Annotated in this window: 15 protein-coding genes and 2 tRNA genes; 2 read left to right on the top strand and 15 right to left on the bottom strand. The window is 61.3% G+C overall.

Annotated features, from left to right (window positions below):
- Positions 1-20: 20 nt before the first annotated feature.
- The 6 genes from KXR72_RS18510 to rnr all read right to left on the bottom strand — a co-directional run bounded on the left by KXR72_RS18510 (position 21) and on the right by rnr (position 7,411).
- The gene (locus tag KXR72_RS18510; RefSeq protein ID WP_437422567.1) at positions 21-914 is read right to left on the bottom strand and encodes a hypothetical protein; all 894 of its coding nucleotides are present in this window, start codon (positions 912-914) and stop codon (positions 21-23) included.
- 34 nt (positions 915-948) lie between these two features.
- A complete protein-coding gene (rpsR, locus tag KXR72_RS18505; protein ID WP_019340128.1) occupies positions 949-1,179 on the bottom strand; it encodes a 30S ribosomal protein S18 in 231 nt (76 codons plus the stop codon).
- A gap of 28 nt (positions 1,180-1,207) precedes the next feature.
- Positions 1,208-1,630 (bottom strand): 30S ribosomal protein S6, encoded by a 423-nt coding sequence (gene rpsF / locus KXR72_RS18500; protein ID WP_243607453.1) that lies wholly within the window; start codon positions 1,628-1,630, stop codon positions 1,208-1,210.
- 188 nt (positions 1,631-1,818) lie between these two features.
- A complete protein-coding gene (locus tag KXR72_RS18495) occupies positions 1,819-3,963 on the bottom strand; it encodes a PAS domain-containing protein (protein WP_437422566.1) in 2,145 nt (714 codons plus the stop codon).
- A 173-nt stretch (positions 3,964-4,136) separates the two neighbouring features.
- Positions 4,137-4,892, bottom strand: a complete 756-nt coding sequence (gene rlmB / locus KXR72_RS18490) for a 23S rRNA (guanosine(2251)-2'-O)-methyltransferase RlmB (RefSeq protein ID WP_437422565.1) — start codon at positions 4,890-4,892, stop codon at positions 4,137-4,139.
- A complete protein-coding gene (gene rnr / locus KXR72_RS18485) occupies positions 4,889-7,411 on the bottom strand; it encodes a ribonuclease R (protein WP_437422564.1) in 2,523 nt (840 codons plus the stop codon). The genes rlmB and rnr overlap by 4 nt, the downstream gene beginning before the upstream one ends.
- A 201-nt stretch (positions 7,412-7,612) precedes the next feature.
- Between rnr and KXR72_RS18480 the strand changes: the two genes are divergently transcribed.
- Together KXR72_RS18480 and KXR72_RS18475 are read left to right on the top strand one after the other, a co-directional pair.
- Positions 7,613-7,699, top strand: a tRNA-Leu gene (locus KXR72_RS18480).
- A gap of 101 nt (positions 7,700-7,800) precedes the next feature.
- Positions 7,801-7,887 (top strand) — tRNA-Leu (locus KXR72_RS18475).
- Between the two features lie 140 nt (positions 7,888-8,027).
- Here the strand turns inward: KXR72_RS18475 and KXR72_RS18470 are convergent.
- The 9 genes from KXR72_RS18470 to KXR72_RS18430 all read right to left on the bottom strand — a co-directional run bounded on the left by KXR72_RS18470 (position 8,028) and on the right by KXR72_RS18430 (position 19,000).
- Positions 8,028-9,323, bottom strand: coding sequence for an adenylosuccinate synthase (locus tag KXR72_RS18470; protein ID WP_437422563.1), 1,296 nt, complete (start codon positions 9,321-9,323; stop codon positions 8,028-8,030).
- 81 nt (positions 9,324-9,404) lie between these two features.
- Positions 9,405-10,592, bottom strand: a complete 1,188-nt coding sequence (locus KXR72_RS18465; RefSeq protein ID WP_437422562.1) for an ATP phosphoribosyltransferase regulatory subunit — start codon at positions 10,590-10,592, stop codon at positions 9,405-9,407.
- 282 nt (positions 10,593-10,874) lie between these two features.
- Positions 10,875-11,747, bottom strand: a complete 873-nt coding sequence (gene hflC / locus KXR72_RS18460; RefSeq protein ID WP_437422561.1) for a protease modulator HflC — start codon at positions 11,745-11,747, stop codon at positions 10,875-10,877.
- The gene (gene hflK / locus KXR72_RS18455; protein ID WP_437422560.1) at positions 11,747-12,931 is read right to left on the bottom strand and encodes an FtsH protease activity modulator HflK; all 1,185 of its coding nucleotides are present in this window, start codon (positions 12,929-12,931) and stop codon (positions 11,747-11,749) included. Before hflK ends, hflC begins: the two co-directional genes overlap by 1 nt.
- A gap of 97 nt (positions 12,932-13,028) precedes the next feature.
- Positions 13,029-14,330 carry a ribosome rescue GTPase HflX gene (gene hflX, locus KXR72_RS18450; RefSeq protein ID WP_437422559.1) on the bottom strand — a complete coding sequence of 434 codons (1,302 nt, stop codon included), beginning with the start codon at positions 14,328-14,330 and terminating at the stop codon, positions 13,029-13,031.
- 12 nt (positions 14,331-14,342) lie between these two features.
- Entirely contained in the window at positions 14,343-14,597 is a 255-nt protein-coding gene (hfq, locus tag KXR72_RS18445; RefSeq protein ID WP_437422558.1) for an RNA chaperone Hfq, read from the bottom strand.
- A gap of 88 nt (positions 14,598-14,685) precedes the next feature.
- Entirely contained in the window at positions 14,686-15,657 is a 972-nt protein-coding gene (gene miaA, locus KXR72_RS18440; protein WP_437422557.1) for a tRNA (adenosine(37)-N6)-dimethylallyltransferase MiaA, read from the bottom strand.
- Positions 15,658-15,707: 50 nt separating this feature from the next.
- Positions 15,708-17,585 carry a DNA mismatch repair endonuclease MutL gene (gene mutL / locus KXR72_RS18435; RefSeq protein WP_437422556.1) on the bottom strand — a complete coding sequence of 626 codons (1,878 nt, stop codon included), beginning with the start codon at positions 17,583-17,585 and terminating at the stop codon, positions 15,708-15,710.
- Positions 17,582-19,000: an N-acetylmuramoyl-L-alanine amidase gene (locus KXR72_RS18430; protein WP_437422555.1), complete on the bottom strand. Its 1,419-nt coding sequence runs from the start codon at positions 18,998-19,000 to the stop codon at positions 17,582-17,584. Before KXR72_RS18430 ends, mutL begins: the two co-directional genes overlap by 4 nt.
- Positions 19,001-19,015 lie beyond the last annotated feature (15 nt).

Below are 19,015 nucleotides of genomic sequence, written 5' to 3'. Positions count from 1 at the left end.
TGAGCCTTACCTCTTAACTTTTAACCTTCACCGTCCGCAGGTCCCACATCGTCATCACGAGATGCGCGCCCGCGAAAATCAAACAAACTGTCGACAACGGCCAAAACGGCCAGTAACGGATAAATCAACTGCATGAACAACACCAGCGTGACATAAAGCCCAACCAGCCAGAACCGGGCCATACGCCCTTGCCTGACCAGCCCGTGGAGCAATGCGATGCCAGCAAAAACCAGCGGAACACTGCACAACGGCGCCATCATCGCCATCTGTACGCCTAGGCTCGGCCCTAGCAGGATGCCCATCAACAGCAACATCGCCGGCAGCGGGGTGAACCGCAGTGCCCTGAACTCCAGACCGAACCCACCTGGGTTGTAGAGCGATGCTTGCCAGTAACGCCCCAGCATCAGGCTGAGTAGCGTGGCAATTTGCAGCAAGGCCGCCAACAGACCGGTCAGAACCGGTGTCAGCAGCGAACCCAATCGCGCCTGCTCATCTGCCGAGAGTTGCTGGTAGGCGTCCGACAACATCTCGGGCAGCACTTTTTGCAACTCTGTGGCGAGTGCCGCAATCGGCTCACCGAAAACCACTCCGAGCGCCCAGGCGTACAACAGCCCAAGCCCTACGCTACACAGCATCACGCGGGACCAGGACGCCTGGTCGCGCAACAACCACGCAAGACCGAACGAACCCAGCAAGACCAGCAACGTGCGTGGATCACCGAAGAACCACCAGGCACAGGCGGGCACTATGGCCCAGACCAACACGCCCAACGCATCCCGAAACCCACGACGCAACAACACCAGGCTTCCGGCAGCCGCAGATAGCCAGAACAACATCGGCAATGCCGCGGAGCCTGCCACCACCACGATGGCTTGCACACGGCCGCGCATGATGAAATCAGCCAGGGCGCGCATGCGATCTATCCTTTACTTCTGTCGAACAGCTCGATCAACGACCGTGGCTGTCGGTGTAGGGCAGCAGGGCCAGGAAACGGGCGCGCTTGATAGCGGTGGCCAGCTGGCGCTGATAACGTGCCTTGGTTCCGGTGATACGGCTGGGAACGATCTTGCCGGTTTCGGAAATGTAGGCCTTCAGGGTGTTGAGATCCTTGTAGTCGATCTCTTTGACGTTTTCTGCGGTGAAACGGCAGAACTTACGACGACGGAAAAAACGTGCCATGAAATAGGCTCCTCAATAGGTCCGTGGATTACTCGTCCGCGTTGTTGTCGCGGCTGTCGCTGTCATTGTCGTTTTCGTTGACATTGTCAGTTTCAGGGCGATCACGACGCTCACGGCGCTCGCTACGGTTTTCCTCGGCCTTGAGCATTTCAGACTGCTCGGTCACGGCTTCGTCGCGACGGATGACCAGGTTGCGGATGACGGCATCGTTGTAGCGGAAGTTGTCTTCCAGCTCGGCCAGGGCCTTGCCGCTGCACTCGACGTTCAGCATCACGTAGTGAGCCTTGTGAACGTTGTCGATGGCATAGGCCAGCTGACGACGACCCCAGTCTTCCAAGCGATGGATCTTGCCGCCGTCTTCTTCGATCAGCTTGGTGTAACGCTCCACCATGCCGCCGACCTGCTCGCTCTGATCCGGGTGGACCAGGAAGATGATTTCGTAATGACGCATTGTTGCTCCTTACGGGTTGCAGCCTGCCGCTGTGCGCGGATCAGGCAAGGAGTGAATCTGGATATTGTCTTGCCGGCAGTGAGGCGCGCAAACGCCTGCCGCTCGGGCAAGGGGCGCAATTCTAGAGAAGCGCGCCCGCCCGCGCAAGGCGATCTGGTGAAGTTTTAACCAGCTCGACGAGCGTCCGGTCAGCCCCCACGCTCGTCACGAATGCCATCGAGCAGCGCACGCACCTGCTGGATGTCGTAAGGCTTGAGCATGGATTTCAACCCCTCCAGGCCTTCCTCGCGTGCATCTACCGGATAGCCCGAGGCGATGACGATGCTGAGCGACGGATGCCGCGCCTTTGCCTGGCGGGCCAGCTCGGTACCGCTCATGCCGGCCAGGCCCACGTCGGTCAGCAATACATCGAAGCTGCTCCGCTCCAACTGCTCCAACGCCTCTTCGGCGGAGTCGCACGGTGTCACCCGGTGCCCGAGCTCTTCCATTACTTCGCCGGTGAGCATGCGCAAGGTTGGATCGTCCTCGACGAAAAGAATCGCCAGGGCGCCGGAGCGCGTCGAGGCGGGGTCGCTAGCGACCACAGACGCTGCATTCCCCCTCGCCTCCAAGGTTGCACCCTCATCCATATGGGAAGCATCTCGGGGTAAGCAAATGCGCACCACCGTGCCCGCACCCGCCTCGCTCTCAAGCTCAACGAAACCGCCGCTCTGCCTGACGAATCCATACACCATGCTCAGGCCAAGGCCCGAGGCATTGCTGGCCTGGCGAGTCGTGAAGAAGGGCTCGAAGGCGCGTGACAGCACTTCGGGTCGCATTCCCTCACCGCGGTCGACCACGCTCAGTTCCACATAGTCGCCCGGCGCTGCGTCTGGATGGGCGGCTAGCGCCGATGCGTCGAAGCTTCGATTACGCAGGAGCAGCCTGAGCTCGCCCCCACTCGTCATCGCATCGCGTGCATTGACCGCCAGATTGAGAATCGCTGCCTGCAGATTGCCGGTGTCCGCCGAAACAGGCCACAGCCCAACCTGACCATCAATCGTTAATTGAACGGCGCGCCCCAGCGCCCCGTTGAGCAGCTCGCTCATCTGCTCGAGCAGCGCGCCGAGGTCCACTGCTTGCGGCAACAACGGCTGACGGCTGGCGAACGCCAGCAGTTGCGAGGCCAGTCGAGCACCCTTCTCAACACCGCCAACCGCCGAATCGAGTCGCCTGAGTGCCGTTTCGTCACCGCCCAAACTACGCCGCAGCAACTGCAGATTGCCGCCGATGATCTGCAGCATGTTATTGAAATCGTGGGCGATGCCCCCGGTAAGCTTGCCCACAGCTTCGAGCTTTTGCGCCTGCATCAGCGCCGCTTCTGCAACACGACGCTCGGACTCGCTGTGCGACAGCTCCTGGGTACGCTCGCGAACCAATTCCTCCAGATGATCACGATGGGCCTGCAATTCCTGCTGGCTGCGGTACTGCTCCGTCACATCGCTGCCCAGCACAAATATTCCAGAGGCCTTACCGTCACGCTCAATGATCGGTTGGAACACGAAGTCGACGTAGACTTCCTCGGGCTCGGCTTCGGGCTGCCGCCGCAGCATGGCTCGCATACCTCGCCCAATGTACGGCTGACCGTTGTGGTAGACATCGTCCAGCAAATCGATAAACACCTGCCCTTCCAGCTCGGGAAGCGCCTCGCGTACAGTCCGCCCGATCAGCGGCCGGTGCCCGGTCAGCGACTCGTAGGCGGCATTGGCCAGTTCGAATACATGTTCTGGGCCGCGCAAGAAGCAGGCGAACCCCGGCGCCTGAGCGAACAACTGACGCAATTGTTTGCCCTCATCCTGCATCAGCCTCGCGCGGGACATGATGCCAGCCTCGATCTGCTGCGGCGGCTGCGCGCCCGCCTCAGCCGAGCGCAGCGACGCCTTTAACGACTGCAGTTCGGTGATATCGACGGTGTGCTGCAGAATCATGGCAACCTCCCCGCTCTCGTCGAGCAGGGGTGTATGCGTCGCACTCCAGTACCGATCCTGGTAGACGGCCGAGTCGCCTTCGCCGACCAATATCGAATAACGGATCACCGGCAGGCTGTCGACCGCACGTGTCCGCAGGACTTGCGCGAAAGATTCGAGCAGCTCATCCACATGCGTTGTTTCAGGCGCATCGGGATCTGCGGTAAAAGCATCATGGATGCGCTTGCCGACTATTTCTTCGAGCGCGCGGGCAGTCAGTTTCAGATAGGCATCGTTGGCATCGAGGATCACCAGATCCCGATCCAGCAGCAGGTAAGCGTTTGGTGAAACCCTGAACAATGCCTCGAAAGGCGGGCGTTGCGGCATACAACCTCCATGGTGCTAGCCTGACGCGGCCGGACTCGGCTCAGCGCCAGGCTAAAGCCGGGCACGTGCAGCAGAGCGACATTGAGCACCAAGGCGGCACGGGATCGACAATGGACCGCACGAGGCGCGATCTGGTTCGGAAGGGGGCGCCCATATGAGCGCCACCCATTGTTTCAGGCGACGGGCTGGCCGCGCCGGCGCTGACGCCGTGCTTCGAACAGGCAGACACCCGTCGCGACCGAGACGTTGAGACTGCTGACGCTGCCGGCCATCGGCAACCGCACCAGGAAATCGCAGTGCTCTCGGGTCAAGCGCCGCATCCCCTTGCCCTCGGCCCCCATGACCAGCACGATCGGCCCGCTCAGGTCCTGGTCATAGAGCTCCTGCTCAGCTTCACCGGCTGTGCCGACGATCCACAGGCCGCGCTGCTGCAGCTTTTCCAAGGTCCGGGCGAGGTTGGTTACCGCGACGAGCGGTATGACCTCAGCCGCACCACAAGCCACCTTGCGTACCGTTGCGTTGAGCGTTGCGGACTTGTCCTTGGGGATGATGACGGCCAGCGCACCGGCCGCATCAGCCGTGCGCAGGCAAGCGCCGAGGTTATGCGGGTCGGTCACCCCGTCCAGCACGAGTAGCAGCGGAGCCTGCTCGGTGCGGTCGAGCAGCTCGTCGAGCATCGCATCACCCCAGACCTGGCTGGGGCTGACTTCGGCAATGACACCCTGGTGGACGCCCTCAACCCAGGCATCCATCTCGCGGCGTTCGCATTGCCCGACACGAACCTTTTCCTGGCCGGCGAGCTGCAGCAGCGCCTGAATGCGGGGGTCGCCCCGCCCCTCGGCTAGCCACACCTGCTTTACGCGCCGGGGGTGATGACGAAGCATGGCCTCTACAGCGTGCAGGCCATAGATCTTTTCCAGGTCGCTCATGACTTCGCCTTACGCTTACGCGGCGCGCCACCGTCCGACTTGGTGCGAGAACCCTCGGTCTTTGCTTTGCCAGTACTGCGCTTGGCCTTGCCCGCCCCGGTCTTTTTCTCTTTAGCCTCGGACAGCAGCGCCTTCTTCATCTCGCGGCTCTTCATCACGTCGGCACTGACGCTTTCCTTGTCTTTCCCCGTCGTCTTCCGGCTACGCGAACGCTCGGCCTTGCCTTCGCGCTCGCCGGTCGCCTTGCGCTCGCCAGCGCCGACCCGGCTACCGCCGCCGATCAGCTCGAAATCGATCTTGCGCTCATCCAGGTCGACGCGCATGACACGCACCTCGACGCTGTCGCCCAATCGGAAACTGCGGCCGCTACGCTCGCCCGACAGGCGATGATGAAGCGGATCGAAATGGTAATAGTCGCCCGGCATGGCCGTGACATGCACCAGCCCCTCGACATAGATATCAGTCAGTTCGACGAACAGGCCGAATCCCGTCACCGCGGTGATCACGCCCGGGAACGTCTCGCCGACCCGGTCCTTCATGAACTCGCACTTGAGCCAGTTCACCACGTCGCGAGTCGCCTCGTCCGCACGGCGCTCAGTCATGGAGCACTGCTCGCCGAGCTGCTCGAGCGTCGCTTCGTCGTATGGATAGATACGCGCCTTCGGCATGCTGGTCGCGCCCGCACGGCGAACGTGCGACGTATCGCGCCGGGAGCGAATCACGCTGCGGATCGCGCGATGGATTAGCAAGTCCGGGTAGCGACGAATCGGCGAGGTGAAATGCGCGTAGGCCTCGTAGTTCAGCCCGAAGTGACCGTTATTGTCCGGGCTGTAGACCGCCTGGCTCAGCGAGCGCAGCATGACCGTCTGGATAACGTTGAAGTCCGGCCGATCCTGGATACGCTCCAGCAAGGCCTGATAATCCTTCGGCGTCGGCCCTTCCTTACCTCTGTGCAAGGCCAGACCCAGCTCGCCAAGGAAGGCACGCAGCTTCTCCTGACGCTCAAGCGGTGGCCCTTCATGCACCCGGTACAGGCCAGGGATGTCGTGGTCCTGCAGGAAGTGAGCGGTGGCGACGTTGGCACACAGCATGCACTCCTCGATGAGCTTGTGCGCATCGTTACGCTCGGTCGGCCGGATTTCGGCGATCTTGCGCCCCGCACCGAAGATGATCCGGGTCTCCTGGGTCTCGAAATCGATCGCGCCACGCGCATGACGCGCCTTGAGCAATACCTTGAAAAGTGCGTAGAGCTGCTTTAGATGCGGTAGCACTTGCCCATATTCGCCAATCAGTCGCTTGCCCTCGGTTGACGAAGGCTGCTCGAGCATGCTGCTGACCTTGTTGTAGGTCAGCCGGGCATGGGAATGAATGACCGCCTCGTAGAACTGATAGTCGGTCATCTTGCCGGACTTGCTCAGTGTGATCTCACAAACCATGGCTAGGCGATCGACATGCGGATTCAGCGAGCAGAGCCCGTTGGAAAGCGCTTCGGGCAGCATCGGCACAACGCGCTCTGGGAAATACACCGAGGTGCCGCGCAGCTCGGCCTCCTTGTCCAGCGCCGAGCCGACTTTCACGTAATGCGAGACATCAGCGATCGCCACATAGAGACGATAGCCCCCGGAGAACAGCTTCCACCCGCTAAGCTTTTCGCAATACACCGCATCATCGAAGTCGCGGGCATCCTCCCCATCGATCGTGACGAACGGAAGGTGGCGGAGGTCGACACGCTTCTGCTTGTCCTTTTCTTCGACCTCCGGCTTGAGCTTCGCCGCTTCGCGCTGAACGGCATCAGGCCATACATAGGGAATATCGAAGCTGCGCAGCGCGACGTCGATTTCCATGCCTGGCGCCATGTAATTGCCGATCACCTCAACGACGTCACCCTGCGGCTGAAAGCGCTGCGTAGGCCAGTGGGTGATGCGAATCTCGACGAACTGCCCAGGCTTGGCACCTAGCGAACGCCCGTCTGTCACAAGCACTTCCTGCTGGATCTTCGGGTTGTCAGCCAGGACGAACCCAATGCCGCTTTCCTCCTGATACCGGCCGACGATGGTTTCGTGGGCGCGGCTGATGACTTCGACGATAGCCCCTTCACGCCGCCCGCGGCGATCCAGGCCGGCGACCCGCGCGAGGCAGCGGTCTCCATCGAAAACCAGGCGCATCTGCGCGGGGCTCAGAAACAGGTCGTCGCTGCCGTCATCTGGGATCAGGAAGCCGAAACCGTCACGGTGGCCGCTCACGCGACCGCATACCAAGTCAAGCTTGTCCACCGGGGCATACGTGCCGCGCCGGGTGTAGATCAGTTGACCATCGCGCTCCATCGCGCGCAGGCGGCGACGCAGTGCCTCGATATCATCTTCGGACACCATTCCGAATTCTTCGACCAATTGCTCCCTGGTCGCTGGTGAGCCGCGTTCGCTCAGATGCTGGAGAATCAGCTCGCGGCTGGGGATGGGGTTTTCATATTTTTCCGCTTCACGTGCGGCCTCGGGGTCGAGGGATTGCCAATCGGCCATTAAGAGATGTCACCTTTCATTCATTTATTGAGGCAGAACGCCCTGTATCTATTGAAGCGCGAAACGCCTGCGCGCGGCAGGTTTAAGGCGAATTATTTTTCCCAAGCGGGGGTTTACAACCTATAACCTCGCCCGTATAGTTCGCGCCCACAGTGTCTGGTTGACGTTGTAACACGTAAGCGGTGAAGTATCATCGTTTGTGCCCAGGTGGCGGAATTGGTAGACGCACTAGGTTCAGGTCCTAGCGGTGGCAACACCGTGGAAGTTCGAGTCTTCTCCTGGGCACCACTCCTCTCTTGATGCAACGGTTTCCGATGCAGCCAGAAACGAAGCAAGTCGGCTTCGACCAGCAAACGACAAATTAAGTCGATGAGCAATCATCGCAATGTGCCCAGGTGGCGGAATTGGTAGACGCACTAGGTTCAGGTCCTAGCGGTGGCAACACCGTGGAAGTTCGAGTCTTCTCCTGGGCACCACTCTTCAGAAAAAAACCGAGCCATTGGCTCGGTTTTTTCGTTTCGGCGAACTGAACGCCTTATCAGCTTCTTGCTTTCTCATTTCGTACGCTCATTTGCCGCTCTGCCCAGCGCAACAGCACCTGGCAGAGCGGCCTGCATCAGGCGTAAGGATGACGCAGCACAATGGTCTCGTTGCGATCAGGCCCAGTGGAAATGATATCGATCGGCGCCTCGACCAGCTTCTCAAGGCGCTTGATGTACGCTCGCGCATTGGCCGGCAGCGCATCGAGCGACTTGGCGCCGACGGTAGACTCGCTCCAGCCCGGCATGTCTTCGTACACCGGCTGTAGACCTTGATAACTATCGGCGTCAGTCGGCGCGTCTACCAGCACCTCGCCATTGCGATCCTTGTAGGCGACGCAGATGCGGATGGTTTCCAAGCCATCGAGCACGTCCAGCTTGGTCAGGCAGAGACCCGAGACGCTGTTGATCTCGATCGCGCGGCGCAAGACCACGGCATCGAACCAGCCACAGCGGCGCGCGCGGCCAGTGGTTGAACCAAACTCATGCCCGCGCTCAGCCAGGCGAGCCCCGGTTTCGTCGAACAGTTCGGTTGGGAAAGGACCAGAACCCACACGGGTGGTGTAGGCCTTGGTGATACCCAGGATATAGTCCAGATAAAGCGGACCGAAGCCCGAGCCAGTTGCGGTTCCGCCGGCCGTGGTGCTGGAGCTGGTCACGTACGGATAGGTGCCATGATCGATATCGAGCAGCGAGCCCTGGGCACCTTCGAACATGATCCGCGCGCCCTGCTTGCGAAGATTGTGTAGGCAGGCGGATACGTCGGTCATCATCGGCTTGAGAATCTCGGCATAGCCTAGCGCCTCATCGAGTGTCTTTTGAAAATCGACCGGCTCGACCTTGTAGAAATTCTGCAGGATGAAGTTGTGATACTCGAGCAATTCGCGCAGCTTCACGGCGAAACGCTCAGGGTTGAACAAGTCGCCGATTCGCAGACCGCGACGGGCTACCTTGTCCTCATACGCCGGCCCGATACCGCGACCCGTCGTACCGATTTTGCCTTCGGAGCGAGACGCCTCGCGCGCTTGGTCCAGCGCAACGTGGTACGGCAGGATCAGCGTACAAGCGGGACTGATGCGCAGGCGCTCGCGCACCGGGACGCCCTTATCTTCCAGCTTGGTAATTTCGCGCATTAGCGCGTCGGGCGCGACCACCACGCCGTTGCCAATCAGGCACTGCACGTTCGCTCGCAGAATGCCGGACGGAATGAGGTGAAGGACCGTCTTTTCGCCATCGATGACGAGCGTGTGTCCGGCATTATGGCCACCCTGGAAGCGGACAACGGCCGCCGCCTGATCAGTGAGCAGATCGACGATCTTGCCCTTGCCCTCATCACCCCACTGGGTGCCCAGGACCACGACATTCTTACCCATAAACCCTTGTCCTCTCGGCGAAGCATGCCGGCCCAAGCCGGCAAAGAAACAGAATCAGCCTAGCGCATCCAACCGCACCGCTCAGCGGTACAGCGGCGCCACCACCCACGCATCATCGTGCAATATCAACTGACGGTCGCATCCGGCGCCCGCCGCCGAAACACCACCCTGCCCATCCAACGCCTGCACCACGCGCTCGCCCTGCTGGCGAAGCTGGCGGATCGCCTGCCATAAGCCAGCCGCACCTTCGCTCGGTGCCCAGACACCGCCAGCACTGACAGACAGCTCGGCATTGCCCAGACTGACCAGCGTCTTCAGGTCGGTGGAAAAGCCAGTCGCCGGACGCGCACGACCGAAATCGGCACCGATGTCGTCATAGCGGCCGCCCTGAGCGATCGATTGCCCTACGCCGGGCACAAACACAGCGAACACGACGCCGGTGTGATAGTGGTAGCCGCGAAGCTCGCCAAGATCGAAATACAGGGGCAGCTGCGGATAGCGCGCGGCGACCTGATCAGCGATACGAATCAGCCCTTCGAGCGACTCGAGCACCGCGACAGGCGCACCGGCAAGCACGGAACGCGCGACCTCGAGCGTCTCTCGCCCGCCACACAGGCGCGCCAAAGCCCGCACCATGCGAGCAAGATCAGGCTCGACGGCAGCCGTAAGCACTTCGATCTCATCCATCGCCTTACGTTGCATCGCATCGAACAGTTGCTGCTCGGCGTTACCGGAAAGCCCCGCTGCGCGAGCAAGCCCTCGATAGATACCAACATGCCCGAGATCCATATGTACATGCGGCACGTCGGCCAGCTCGAGCATCTCGAGCATCAGACTAATCACCTCAAGATCACTCGAGGTGCTGCTGTCGCCGTAGAGTTCAGCGCCAAGCTGAATGGGGCTGCGTGAGGTCGCCAAAGCCTGTGGCTTGGCGTGCAACACACTGCCGGCGTAGCACAGACGACTCGGCCCTTCACGGCGCAAGGTATGCGCATCCAGTCGAGCGACCTGAGGCGTGATGTCAGCCCGCAATCCCATCTGGCGACCGGACAGCGGGTCGATCACTTTGAAGGTTTTGAGGTCGAGGTCCTGACCGGCACCGGTCAGCAGGGACTCCAGAAACTCGATATGCGGAGTGATGACCAGCTCGTAACCCCAACGCTGAAACAAGTCCAGTACGCGGCGCCGTGCGGTTTCGATACGCGCCGCCTCGGCAGGCAGCACCTCCTCGATGCCATCTGGCAAGAGCCAGCGGTCTAACGTTGCCATTTCGCCATCACTCCTCGATACGGCAAACCCATTCAAGCAGACGAGAACCGGGCTACAGCAACTGCCGGCCTTCTATCGCGTGCAATTTCGTTTTGAACCGTGGCCTCTGCGCCGCGCGCCGTACAGGCACAACTTGGCGGGGCCATGTGCGGATCGGCCTGGCTTCGACCGGAAGCACAGGCGTAAAAAAGCCGGGAGTGACCCGGCTCGGCGATCATAACAACCTTTTGCCGTCGGGTCACCCGCAGGACGGACCGCCCCGCCGGATGACCCGCCACCGCTTCATTGCGCCGTGGACGACTCCAAATAGCGGAAGAAATCGCTGTTCGGATCGAGTACCAGCACATCATCTTTGCTGGCGAAGCTATCGCGATAAGCCTGCAAGCTGCGGTAGAACGAATAGAACTCCCGATCCAGGCCATAGGCTGCCGCATAGATAGCCGCGGACTGCGCATCACCGTCGCCTCGCAGTTCCTCCGCTTCACGGAAGGCCTCGGCAAGCAGCACGCGACGCTGACGATCAGCGTCGGCGCGAATACCCTCAGCCAGCTCCTTACCCTTGGCGCGATGCTCGCGCGCTTCACGCTCACGTTCCGAGCTCATGCGCTCGAATACGCTGCGATTGACCTCGCGCGGCAGGTCGATCCCCTTGACGCGGACATCCACCACCTCGATGCCGAGCTCCTGCTGTGCGGCGCGGTTCAAGCTGTTGGTGACCAACGCCATCAGCTCGTCACGCTGGCCGGAGACGGACTCGTGCAAGGTGCGCTTACCGAACTGGTCGCGAAGTGCAGCCTCAAGACGACGAGCCAGGCGCTCATCGGCGATCTGCTTCATGCCCGACGTCGCCGTGTAGAAACGCTCGGCATCGTCCACACGCCACTTGGCGTAGGAGTCGACCATCAGCGCCTTCTTCTCGAGCGTCAGGAAGCGCGACGTGGTTGTATCCAGCGTCATGAGGCGACCATCGAACTTGCGCACGCTGTTCACGTAAGGAATCTTCACGTGAATACCGGGCTTCACGTCGGGCTCGACGATACGACCGAAACGCAGCAACACGGCCCGCTCGGTCTGCGACACGATATAGAAACTATTCCAGGCCACGATTGCCAGCACGACGCCGACGATCAGGGCAGTCAACGACTTGTTGCTCATCAGCGAACCTCCCTTGTACGCACTTCACGCGGGTCGAGCTCCGGCGGAATCCGGGTCGACTGGGTCGAAGCGCCCGAGGAGGAGGGGCTGGACGAACGATCAGCATTGTCGCTGCGGCTGTTGATCATCTTGTCCAGCGGGAGATAGAGCAGATTGTTTTGCCCCTTATCACCTGTCACGAGCACCTTGCTGGTGTTACTCATCACTTCCTGCATGGTCTCCAGATAGAGACGTTCGCGTGTAACCTCCGGCGCCTTGCGGTACTCGGCAACCAGCTTGCTGAAGCGATCCGCCTCACCCTGGGCCCGCGAGATGACCGAGTCGCGATAACCACTGGCCTCTTCCAACATGCGCTGCGCCTGGCCGCGCGCCTCAGGAATGACGCCATTGGCATAAGATTCGGCCTGGTTCTTCTCGCGCTGCTCGTCTTCACGCGCGCGAATCACATCGTCGAACGCTTCCTGGACCTCACGCGGCGCCGCCGCGCTCTGCAGGTTGACCTGCGTCACGATGATCCCGGTGCCATAGTTGTCGAGGAAGCGCTGAAGGCGCTCCTTGACCTCACCTGCCATCGCCTCGCGGCCTTCGGTCAGCACCTGATCCATTGCCGTGGAACCGACCACGTGACGCACCGCACTGTCGGTTGCATGCTGCAGCGACGCCTCCGGGTCCTCGACATTGAGTACGAAGGCCTGAAGATTGCTGATCTTGTACTGAACGGTGAGCGGCACCTCGATGATGTTCTCATCCTCGGTGAGCATCTGGCCCTGCTTGCTATATGAACGCTCACGGGTAACGTTCGCCTGGAACTTGCGATCGAAAGGCGGGAAATAGATGTTCAAACCCGGACCGACCGTTTCATGGTATTTGCCAAAGCGCAGCACGACGGCCTGTTCCTGCTCATCGACGATGTAGATCGCATTGAACAGCCAGACGGCGAGCAATAACACAAGGCCAACCCAAAGGAGCCCGAAGCCGCCACGGCGACCGCTGCCACCGCCTGACGAAGATCCGCCACCACGCTTCTTGTTACCGAACATTCCGTTCAGGCTGTCTTGCAACTTGCGGAAGGCCTCATCCAGATCCGGCGGCCCTTTCTGATCGCCGCCACCACGACGACCGCCACCACCGCCACCCCAGGGATCCTGGTTGTTCGAGTTGCCACCCGGCTCATTCCAAGCCATAGCGCTCTCCATTCAGATAAAGCAAAAGACGCGCAACGGCGCGTCCGCCAATGCTACCGAAAGCCCGTAACGATAGGCTTAAAACCCTCGCTAGCCTTTATTGCAAAGTATGTTGCTCAATGAACTGCTGCATCTCGATGCCTGCCTGGCTAACGAGCCGATTGAGCTCGACTCGCTGAAGCCTGACATCCAGAAGGCTTCCGCCTTCTTCATCATGCGATTCCGATTGCACTGCACCGAGCTCGAAGAGCTTGGCCCTCAGGCGCCCCAGCCGCTGCGGCAGCCTCAACGTGCCAACGAACAGATCGTCCCCAAGCAGTTCGGCAATTGCCTGCTGCAACAGCTCGAGCCCAAGGCCCTGCTGCGCGGATACCCAGACACGCTGTGGTACGCCGTCCGCATTGCGCTGGATCTGCGGTTCGATGCCTTCGAGCAGATCGACCTTGTTGTAGACCTCAAGCAACGGCAGCTCGTTAGCGCCGATCTCGGTCAGCACAGCCAATACCTGCTCGATCTGCTGGTCACGCTCTGGCTCATGGGCATCGATGACGTGCAGCAGCAGGTCGGCATTACTTGATTCTTCGAGCGTGGCGCGAAAGGATTCGACGAGTTTATGCGGCAGGTGTCGAATGAAGCCGACCGTGTCAGCCAGGACGACAGGCCCAAGGTCGTTCAGCTCGAGCCGACGCAGCGTTGGATCGAGCGTGGCGAACAACTGATTAGCTGCGTAGACCTCGGAGGACGTCAACGCGTTGAAGAGCGTCGACTTGCCGGCATTGGTGTATCCCACCAGCGAGACGAGAGGAACATCGGCACGCCGGCGACCCCGTCGCGCCTGCTCACGCTGCCCACGCACCTTCTCAAGTCGCTGCTTGATCTGGCGAATGCGCACGCGCAGTAGGCGGCGGTCGGTTTCCAGCTGGGTTTCACCCGGCCCCCTGAGTCCGATACCGCCCTTTTGGCGCTCAAGGTGAGTCCAGCCGCGAACCAGCCGGGTGCTCATATGCTCGAGCTGGGCCAGTTCAACCTGCAGCTTGCCTTCGTGCGTGCGGGCGCGCTGGGCGAAAATATCCAGAATCAAACCCGTTCGGTCGAGCACACGACACTCGAGCGCACGCTCAAGGTTGCGCTCCTGGCTGGGGCTTAGCGTGTGGTTGAAAATCACCAACTCGACTTCGCTATCCCGCACCAAGTCATGCAACTCTTCGACCTTGCCGCTGCCGATCAGGAATTTGGCGGAGGGCTGGTGACGGGCGACGTTGACGAAACCAACGGTCTCAGCCCCAGCCGAACGTGCCAGCTCCTGGAATTCCTGGGGGTCTTCACGTGCCGCCGGATCCTGGCCATCCAAGTGGACAAGGATGGCCCGCTCCCCGCCACCGGGACGCTCGAAGAACAAAGATCGACCCCTTTATTCGTTACCCGATTCGGCCTGATCAGCCTCGCCAGTCGCAGGAAGGCGGACCGGACGCCCTGGCACCACCGTAGAAATGGCGTGCTTGTAAACCATTTGACTGACGGTGTTCTTCAGGAGAATTACGAATTGGTCGAACGATTCAATCTGACCCTGCAACTTAATACCGTTGACCAGATAGATGGAAACTGGGACGCGTTCCTTACGCAAAGTGTTCAGGTAAGGGTCTTGTAGCGAATGCCCTTTTGACATGTGCCGCACTCCTTAGAGGATCTTTTTCATTAGTTTTTAGAATCAAACACAGCGATCCAATCTGAGGATAGCCGGTCAAATTGCAGTGTCAGCTCAATATGGAGAGCGAATCCAAGTATTTCAATGCGCGCGGCAGATTGTCGCGTGCCGACGTTTCCAACCGGTGAATCCCATCCCACCCCCGCAACCAGGTCAGCTGGCGCTTGGCCAACTGGCGCGTAGCAGCCACGCCCTTTTGCAGCATTTCGTCCCTCGAGCAAGCGCCGTCCAGATAACTCCAGACCTGCCGATACCCGACGGCACGCATCGAAGGCAATTCGGGATTCAGATCGCGGCGCCTACGAAGTGATTCGACCTCTTCGACAAAGCCCTGTTCAACCATCTGCACGAAGCGCTGCTCGATTCGATGATGCAAGACCTGCCGTTGCGCCGGCGCGATTGACAACTGCGCGACAGTATAAGGCAAGACGGAGCGCTCTGGCTCGCCTGCCCCGGCTTTTTGCTCGCGCTGTCGGAGGCGATGCTCGGTCATGCTCAGCCCGCTGACACGGTAGACCTCAAGAGCTCGCACCAGCCGCTGCGGATCGTTCGGATGAATCCTTGATGCCGACTCGGGATCGACCTCAGCGAGCTCGCGGTGCAGCGCAGCCAGGCCGACTTTCTGCGCCTGCGCTTCCAGCTCCGCACGCACCTGCGCATCGGCTGGCGGCATGTCCGCCAGACCATCGAGCAAGGCGCGAAAGTAAAGCATGGTCCCCCCGACCAGCAGTGGAATCCGACCCGCGGCAGAGATCTGGGCCATCGATGCACGCGCATCGCTGACAAAGTCAGCCGCCGAATAGCTTTGAGCCGGGTCGCGGATATCGATGAGGCGGTGCGGGAACGCTTCGAGTAGCGCGGTCGAAGGCTTGGCCGTACCGATATCCATGCCGCGGTAAACAAGCGCCGAGTCGACGCTAATCAGCTCGCAGGGCAAGGCCTGCGCAAGCTCGATGGCCAAGTCGGTCTTTCCCGCCGCGGTCGGACCCATGAGAAAAATCGCTGGCGGTAATGGGGGCATCATCGACTCGCAAGAAGGCAACTGCCCATGGCGGGCGAATAGAGCGCAGGCTAGCGGCCGCGCAGGAAGAGCTTGTCCAGGTCAGTCATGCCCATCTGCGTCCAGGTCGGGCGCCCATGGTTGCACTGGCCGCTGCGCTCGGTCTGCTCCATGTCTCGCAGCAATCCGTTCATCTCTGGCACGGTAAGGCGTCGATTCGCCCGAACTGCACCGTGGCAGGCCATGGTGCCGAGCAGCTCGTTGAGATGCGCCTGAATACGGTCGCTGGTGCCATACTCGAGCAAGTCGGCCAGCACGTCCTGGACGAGCCGGGTGGCCTCGGCCTGCTTCAGCAAGGACGGCACCTGGCGGATCGCAAGGCTCTCGGGACCGAGCCGCTGAAGTTCGAAGCCTAGCCGCTGGAACCAGTTCGCGTGCTCTTCCGCGCAATCGGCCTCGCGCTGACTGACCGCAATGGACTCAGGCACCAGCAACGGCTGGCCACGCAGACCCTCACTGGCCATCGCCGTTTTCAGACGCTCGTACATGATCCGCTCATGCGCCGCATGCATATCGACCAAGACCAGGCCATGGGCGTTTTCAGACAGAATGTAGACCCCTTTGAGCTGGGCGAGCGCGTAGCCCAGCGGTGGCACATCATCCTGGGCTTCCGGCAAGGCCGAAGGAACCGCGGAAGCTGGCAGCGGCGAAAAGAATTCGCGGTAGGCGCCTTGCGCTTCGGCGACAGTGCCGGTTGGAAGCGGACGTGGCGCTTGGTAACCCGCCCCTGGTCCACGCCAGGCTGGCTCGGGTGCCTTGGGAGACTCCAGCACGCTAGCGGCGAGGCTCATTTCGTTCTGGCCAGCGAACTCACCCGCCGCCAGCCCGCTGGCCACGGGTGTCGGAGCCGCCGTCACAGGCGCCATCTGATCCTCAGGGCGAACATCAGCCAATGCGCGATGCAGCGTGCCGTAGAGGAAGTCATGAACCATACGGTTATCGCGGAACCGGACCTCGTGCTTGGTCGGATGGACATTGACATCCACCACGCCGGGGTCGACATCGAGGAACAGCACGAAGGTCGGGTGCCGGCCGTTGAACAGAACGTCCCGGTAAGCCTGTCGCACGGCGTGCGCAACCAGCTTGTCGCGCACCATGCGGCCGTTGACATAGAAATACTGCAGGTCCGCCTGACTGCGCGAATAGGTTGGCAGACCGACCCACCCCCAAAGATGCAGGCCGTTGCGCTCGATCTCCACCGGCATCGCCTGCTCAAGAAACGCAGGCCCACAGACCGACGCCACGCGTCGGGCACGCGAGGGCGCATCCGGCGCCTGGTGCAGCGCCAGCACGGGCTTGCCGTTGTGACGCAAGTGGAAGGCGACGTCGAATCGGGCCAGGGCCAGCCGCTTGATCACTTCCTGGAGATGATCGAATTCGGTCTTCTCGGTTCGCAGGAACTTGCGCCGCGCCGGTGTGTTGAAGAACAGGTCACGCACTTCCACCGAGGTGCCCACCGGATGGGCTGCCGGCTGGACGCGCGCCTGCATGTCCCGGCCTTCGGTTTCCACCTGCCAGGCCTCGCTCGCATCGGCCGTGCGCGAGGTGAGCGTCAGCCTTGATACCGAGCTGATGGAGGCGAGCGCCTCACCCCGAAAGCCCAGGCTGACGACACGCTCCAGGTCTTCCAGGTCACGGATCTTGCTGGTCGCGTGGCGGGCAAGCGCCAACGGCAAATCGTCCGCCGGGATGCCGCAGCCATCATCGCGCACCCGCAACAGCTTGACGCCGCCTTGCTCGACCTCGACTTCAATGCGCGTCGCGCCCGAATCCAGACTGTTCTCGAGCAGCTCCTTGATCACCGATGCAGGGCGTTCGACCACCTCGCCCGCCGCGATCTGGTTGGCCAGCCGCGGACTGAGCAGCTGGATGCGTGCCGCTCCGATCATGGCTGCGCAGCCAAGGTCGTTGCGGGAATATTCAGCGTCTGCCCGACCTTGATCACGTCGCTCTTGAGGCTATTGGCGTCACGCAGCTGTGGCAAGGTGACCTGATAACGCTCGGCCAGCAGTGCCAGGCTCTCACCGGATCGCACGACGTGCTCGCGCGGCCCGGCAGCAATCTTGCCGGAATCACGCAGCCAGGCGACATAGGTGCCTGGCGGTGGGTTCTCATGGAAGAATTGCCGCACACCGCTGTGAATCGAACGCGCCAGCGACTGTTGATGCGAGGCGGTCTGCAGCTTGCGCGCCTCGGAAGGGTTAGAGATGAACCCCGTCTCGACCAGGATCGACGGAATGTCCGGCGACTTGAGCACCATGAAGCCCGCCTGTTCGACTCGCCGTTTGTGCAGCGGCGTGATGCGCCCCATATTGCTCAGGACCTTCTGCCCCACATTCAGGCTGGACGAGAGCGAAGCCGTCATCGACAGGTCCAGTAACACGCCGGCGAGCATTTGGTCCTTGTCGCCGAGGGTGACGTTGCCGGCTCCGCCGATGAGGTCGGAGCGGTTTTCGCTATCGGCTAGCCAACGCGCCGTTTCGGACGTAGCGCCGCGGTCCGACAGGGCGAACACCGATGCCCCATAAGCAGCCGAGCGCGGTGCGGCATCGGCGTGGATGGAGACGAACAAGTCAGCGCCTTTCTTACGTGCAATCTCGGTACGTTTGCGCAGCGGAATGAAGTAATCGCCGGTGCGGACGAGCTCGGCACGGAAGCCCTTGTCGGCATTTATCTGCCGCTGCAGCTCCTTGGCGATGGAGAGTACAACCGTTTTCTCATACACCTTGCCCGGCCCGATGGCGCCCGGATCCTCTCCGCCATGCCCGGCATCGATGGCGATCACAATGTCGCGCTTGCCGCCTGGCACTGCCGGCAGCGTGACCGACGGCAGCGCTGGAGACACGGGCGCGGCCGGCTTGCCCGGAGTCGTCGTCGCCGGCACGCTGGCGGTGCTGCTGGCCGCATCGGCGGGATCATCGAACAGATCCACGACGAGGCGGTGGCCATACTGCTGATTCGGTGGAAGCGTGAAGCTCTTGGGCGACACCTGGGTCGACAGGTCAATCACCACACGCAGCGTGTCGGCGTCGTACTTGGCTGCGCGCAAGCCCGAAATGGGTGTGTTCTGCAGAGGCAACTGATCGAACGGCTTGGGTAACTCGCCGCCATCGACATCGATCACGATGCGATCCGGCGCGGTCAGCGTGAACACCTTGTGCTCGACCGGGCCCGACAGATCAAAGACCAGGCGGGTGTTGTCCGGCGCCCGCCATAGACGCACGCTCTGTACGTCGGACGCGGCGAAGACCTGCACGGCCGCGAGCATGAATGCCAAACCACTTGCCAGCGCGCGTATGCGCATACCCAACCTCATGAT

It is taken from the genome of Stutzerimonas chloritidismutans (assembly GCF_051486945.1).
GTDB classification, from domain to species: domain Bacteria; phylum Pseudomonadota; class Gammaproteobacteria; order Pseudomonadales; family Pseudomonadaceae; genus Stutzerimonas; species Stutzerimonas chloritidismutans_B.
The sequence above is the reverse complement of the archived record's forward strand: the minus strand, read 5'-3'. Positions and strand labels throughout refer to the sequence as shown.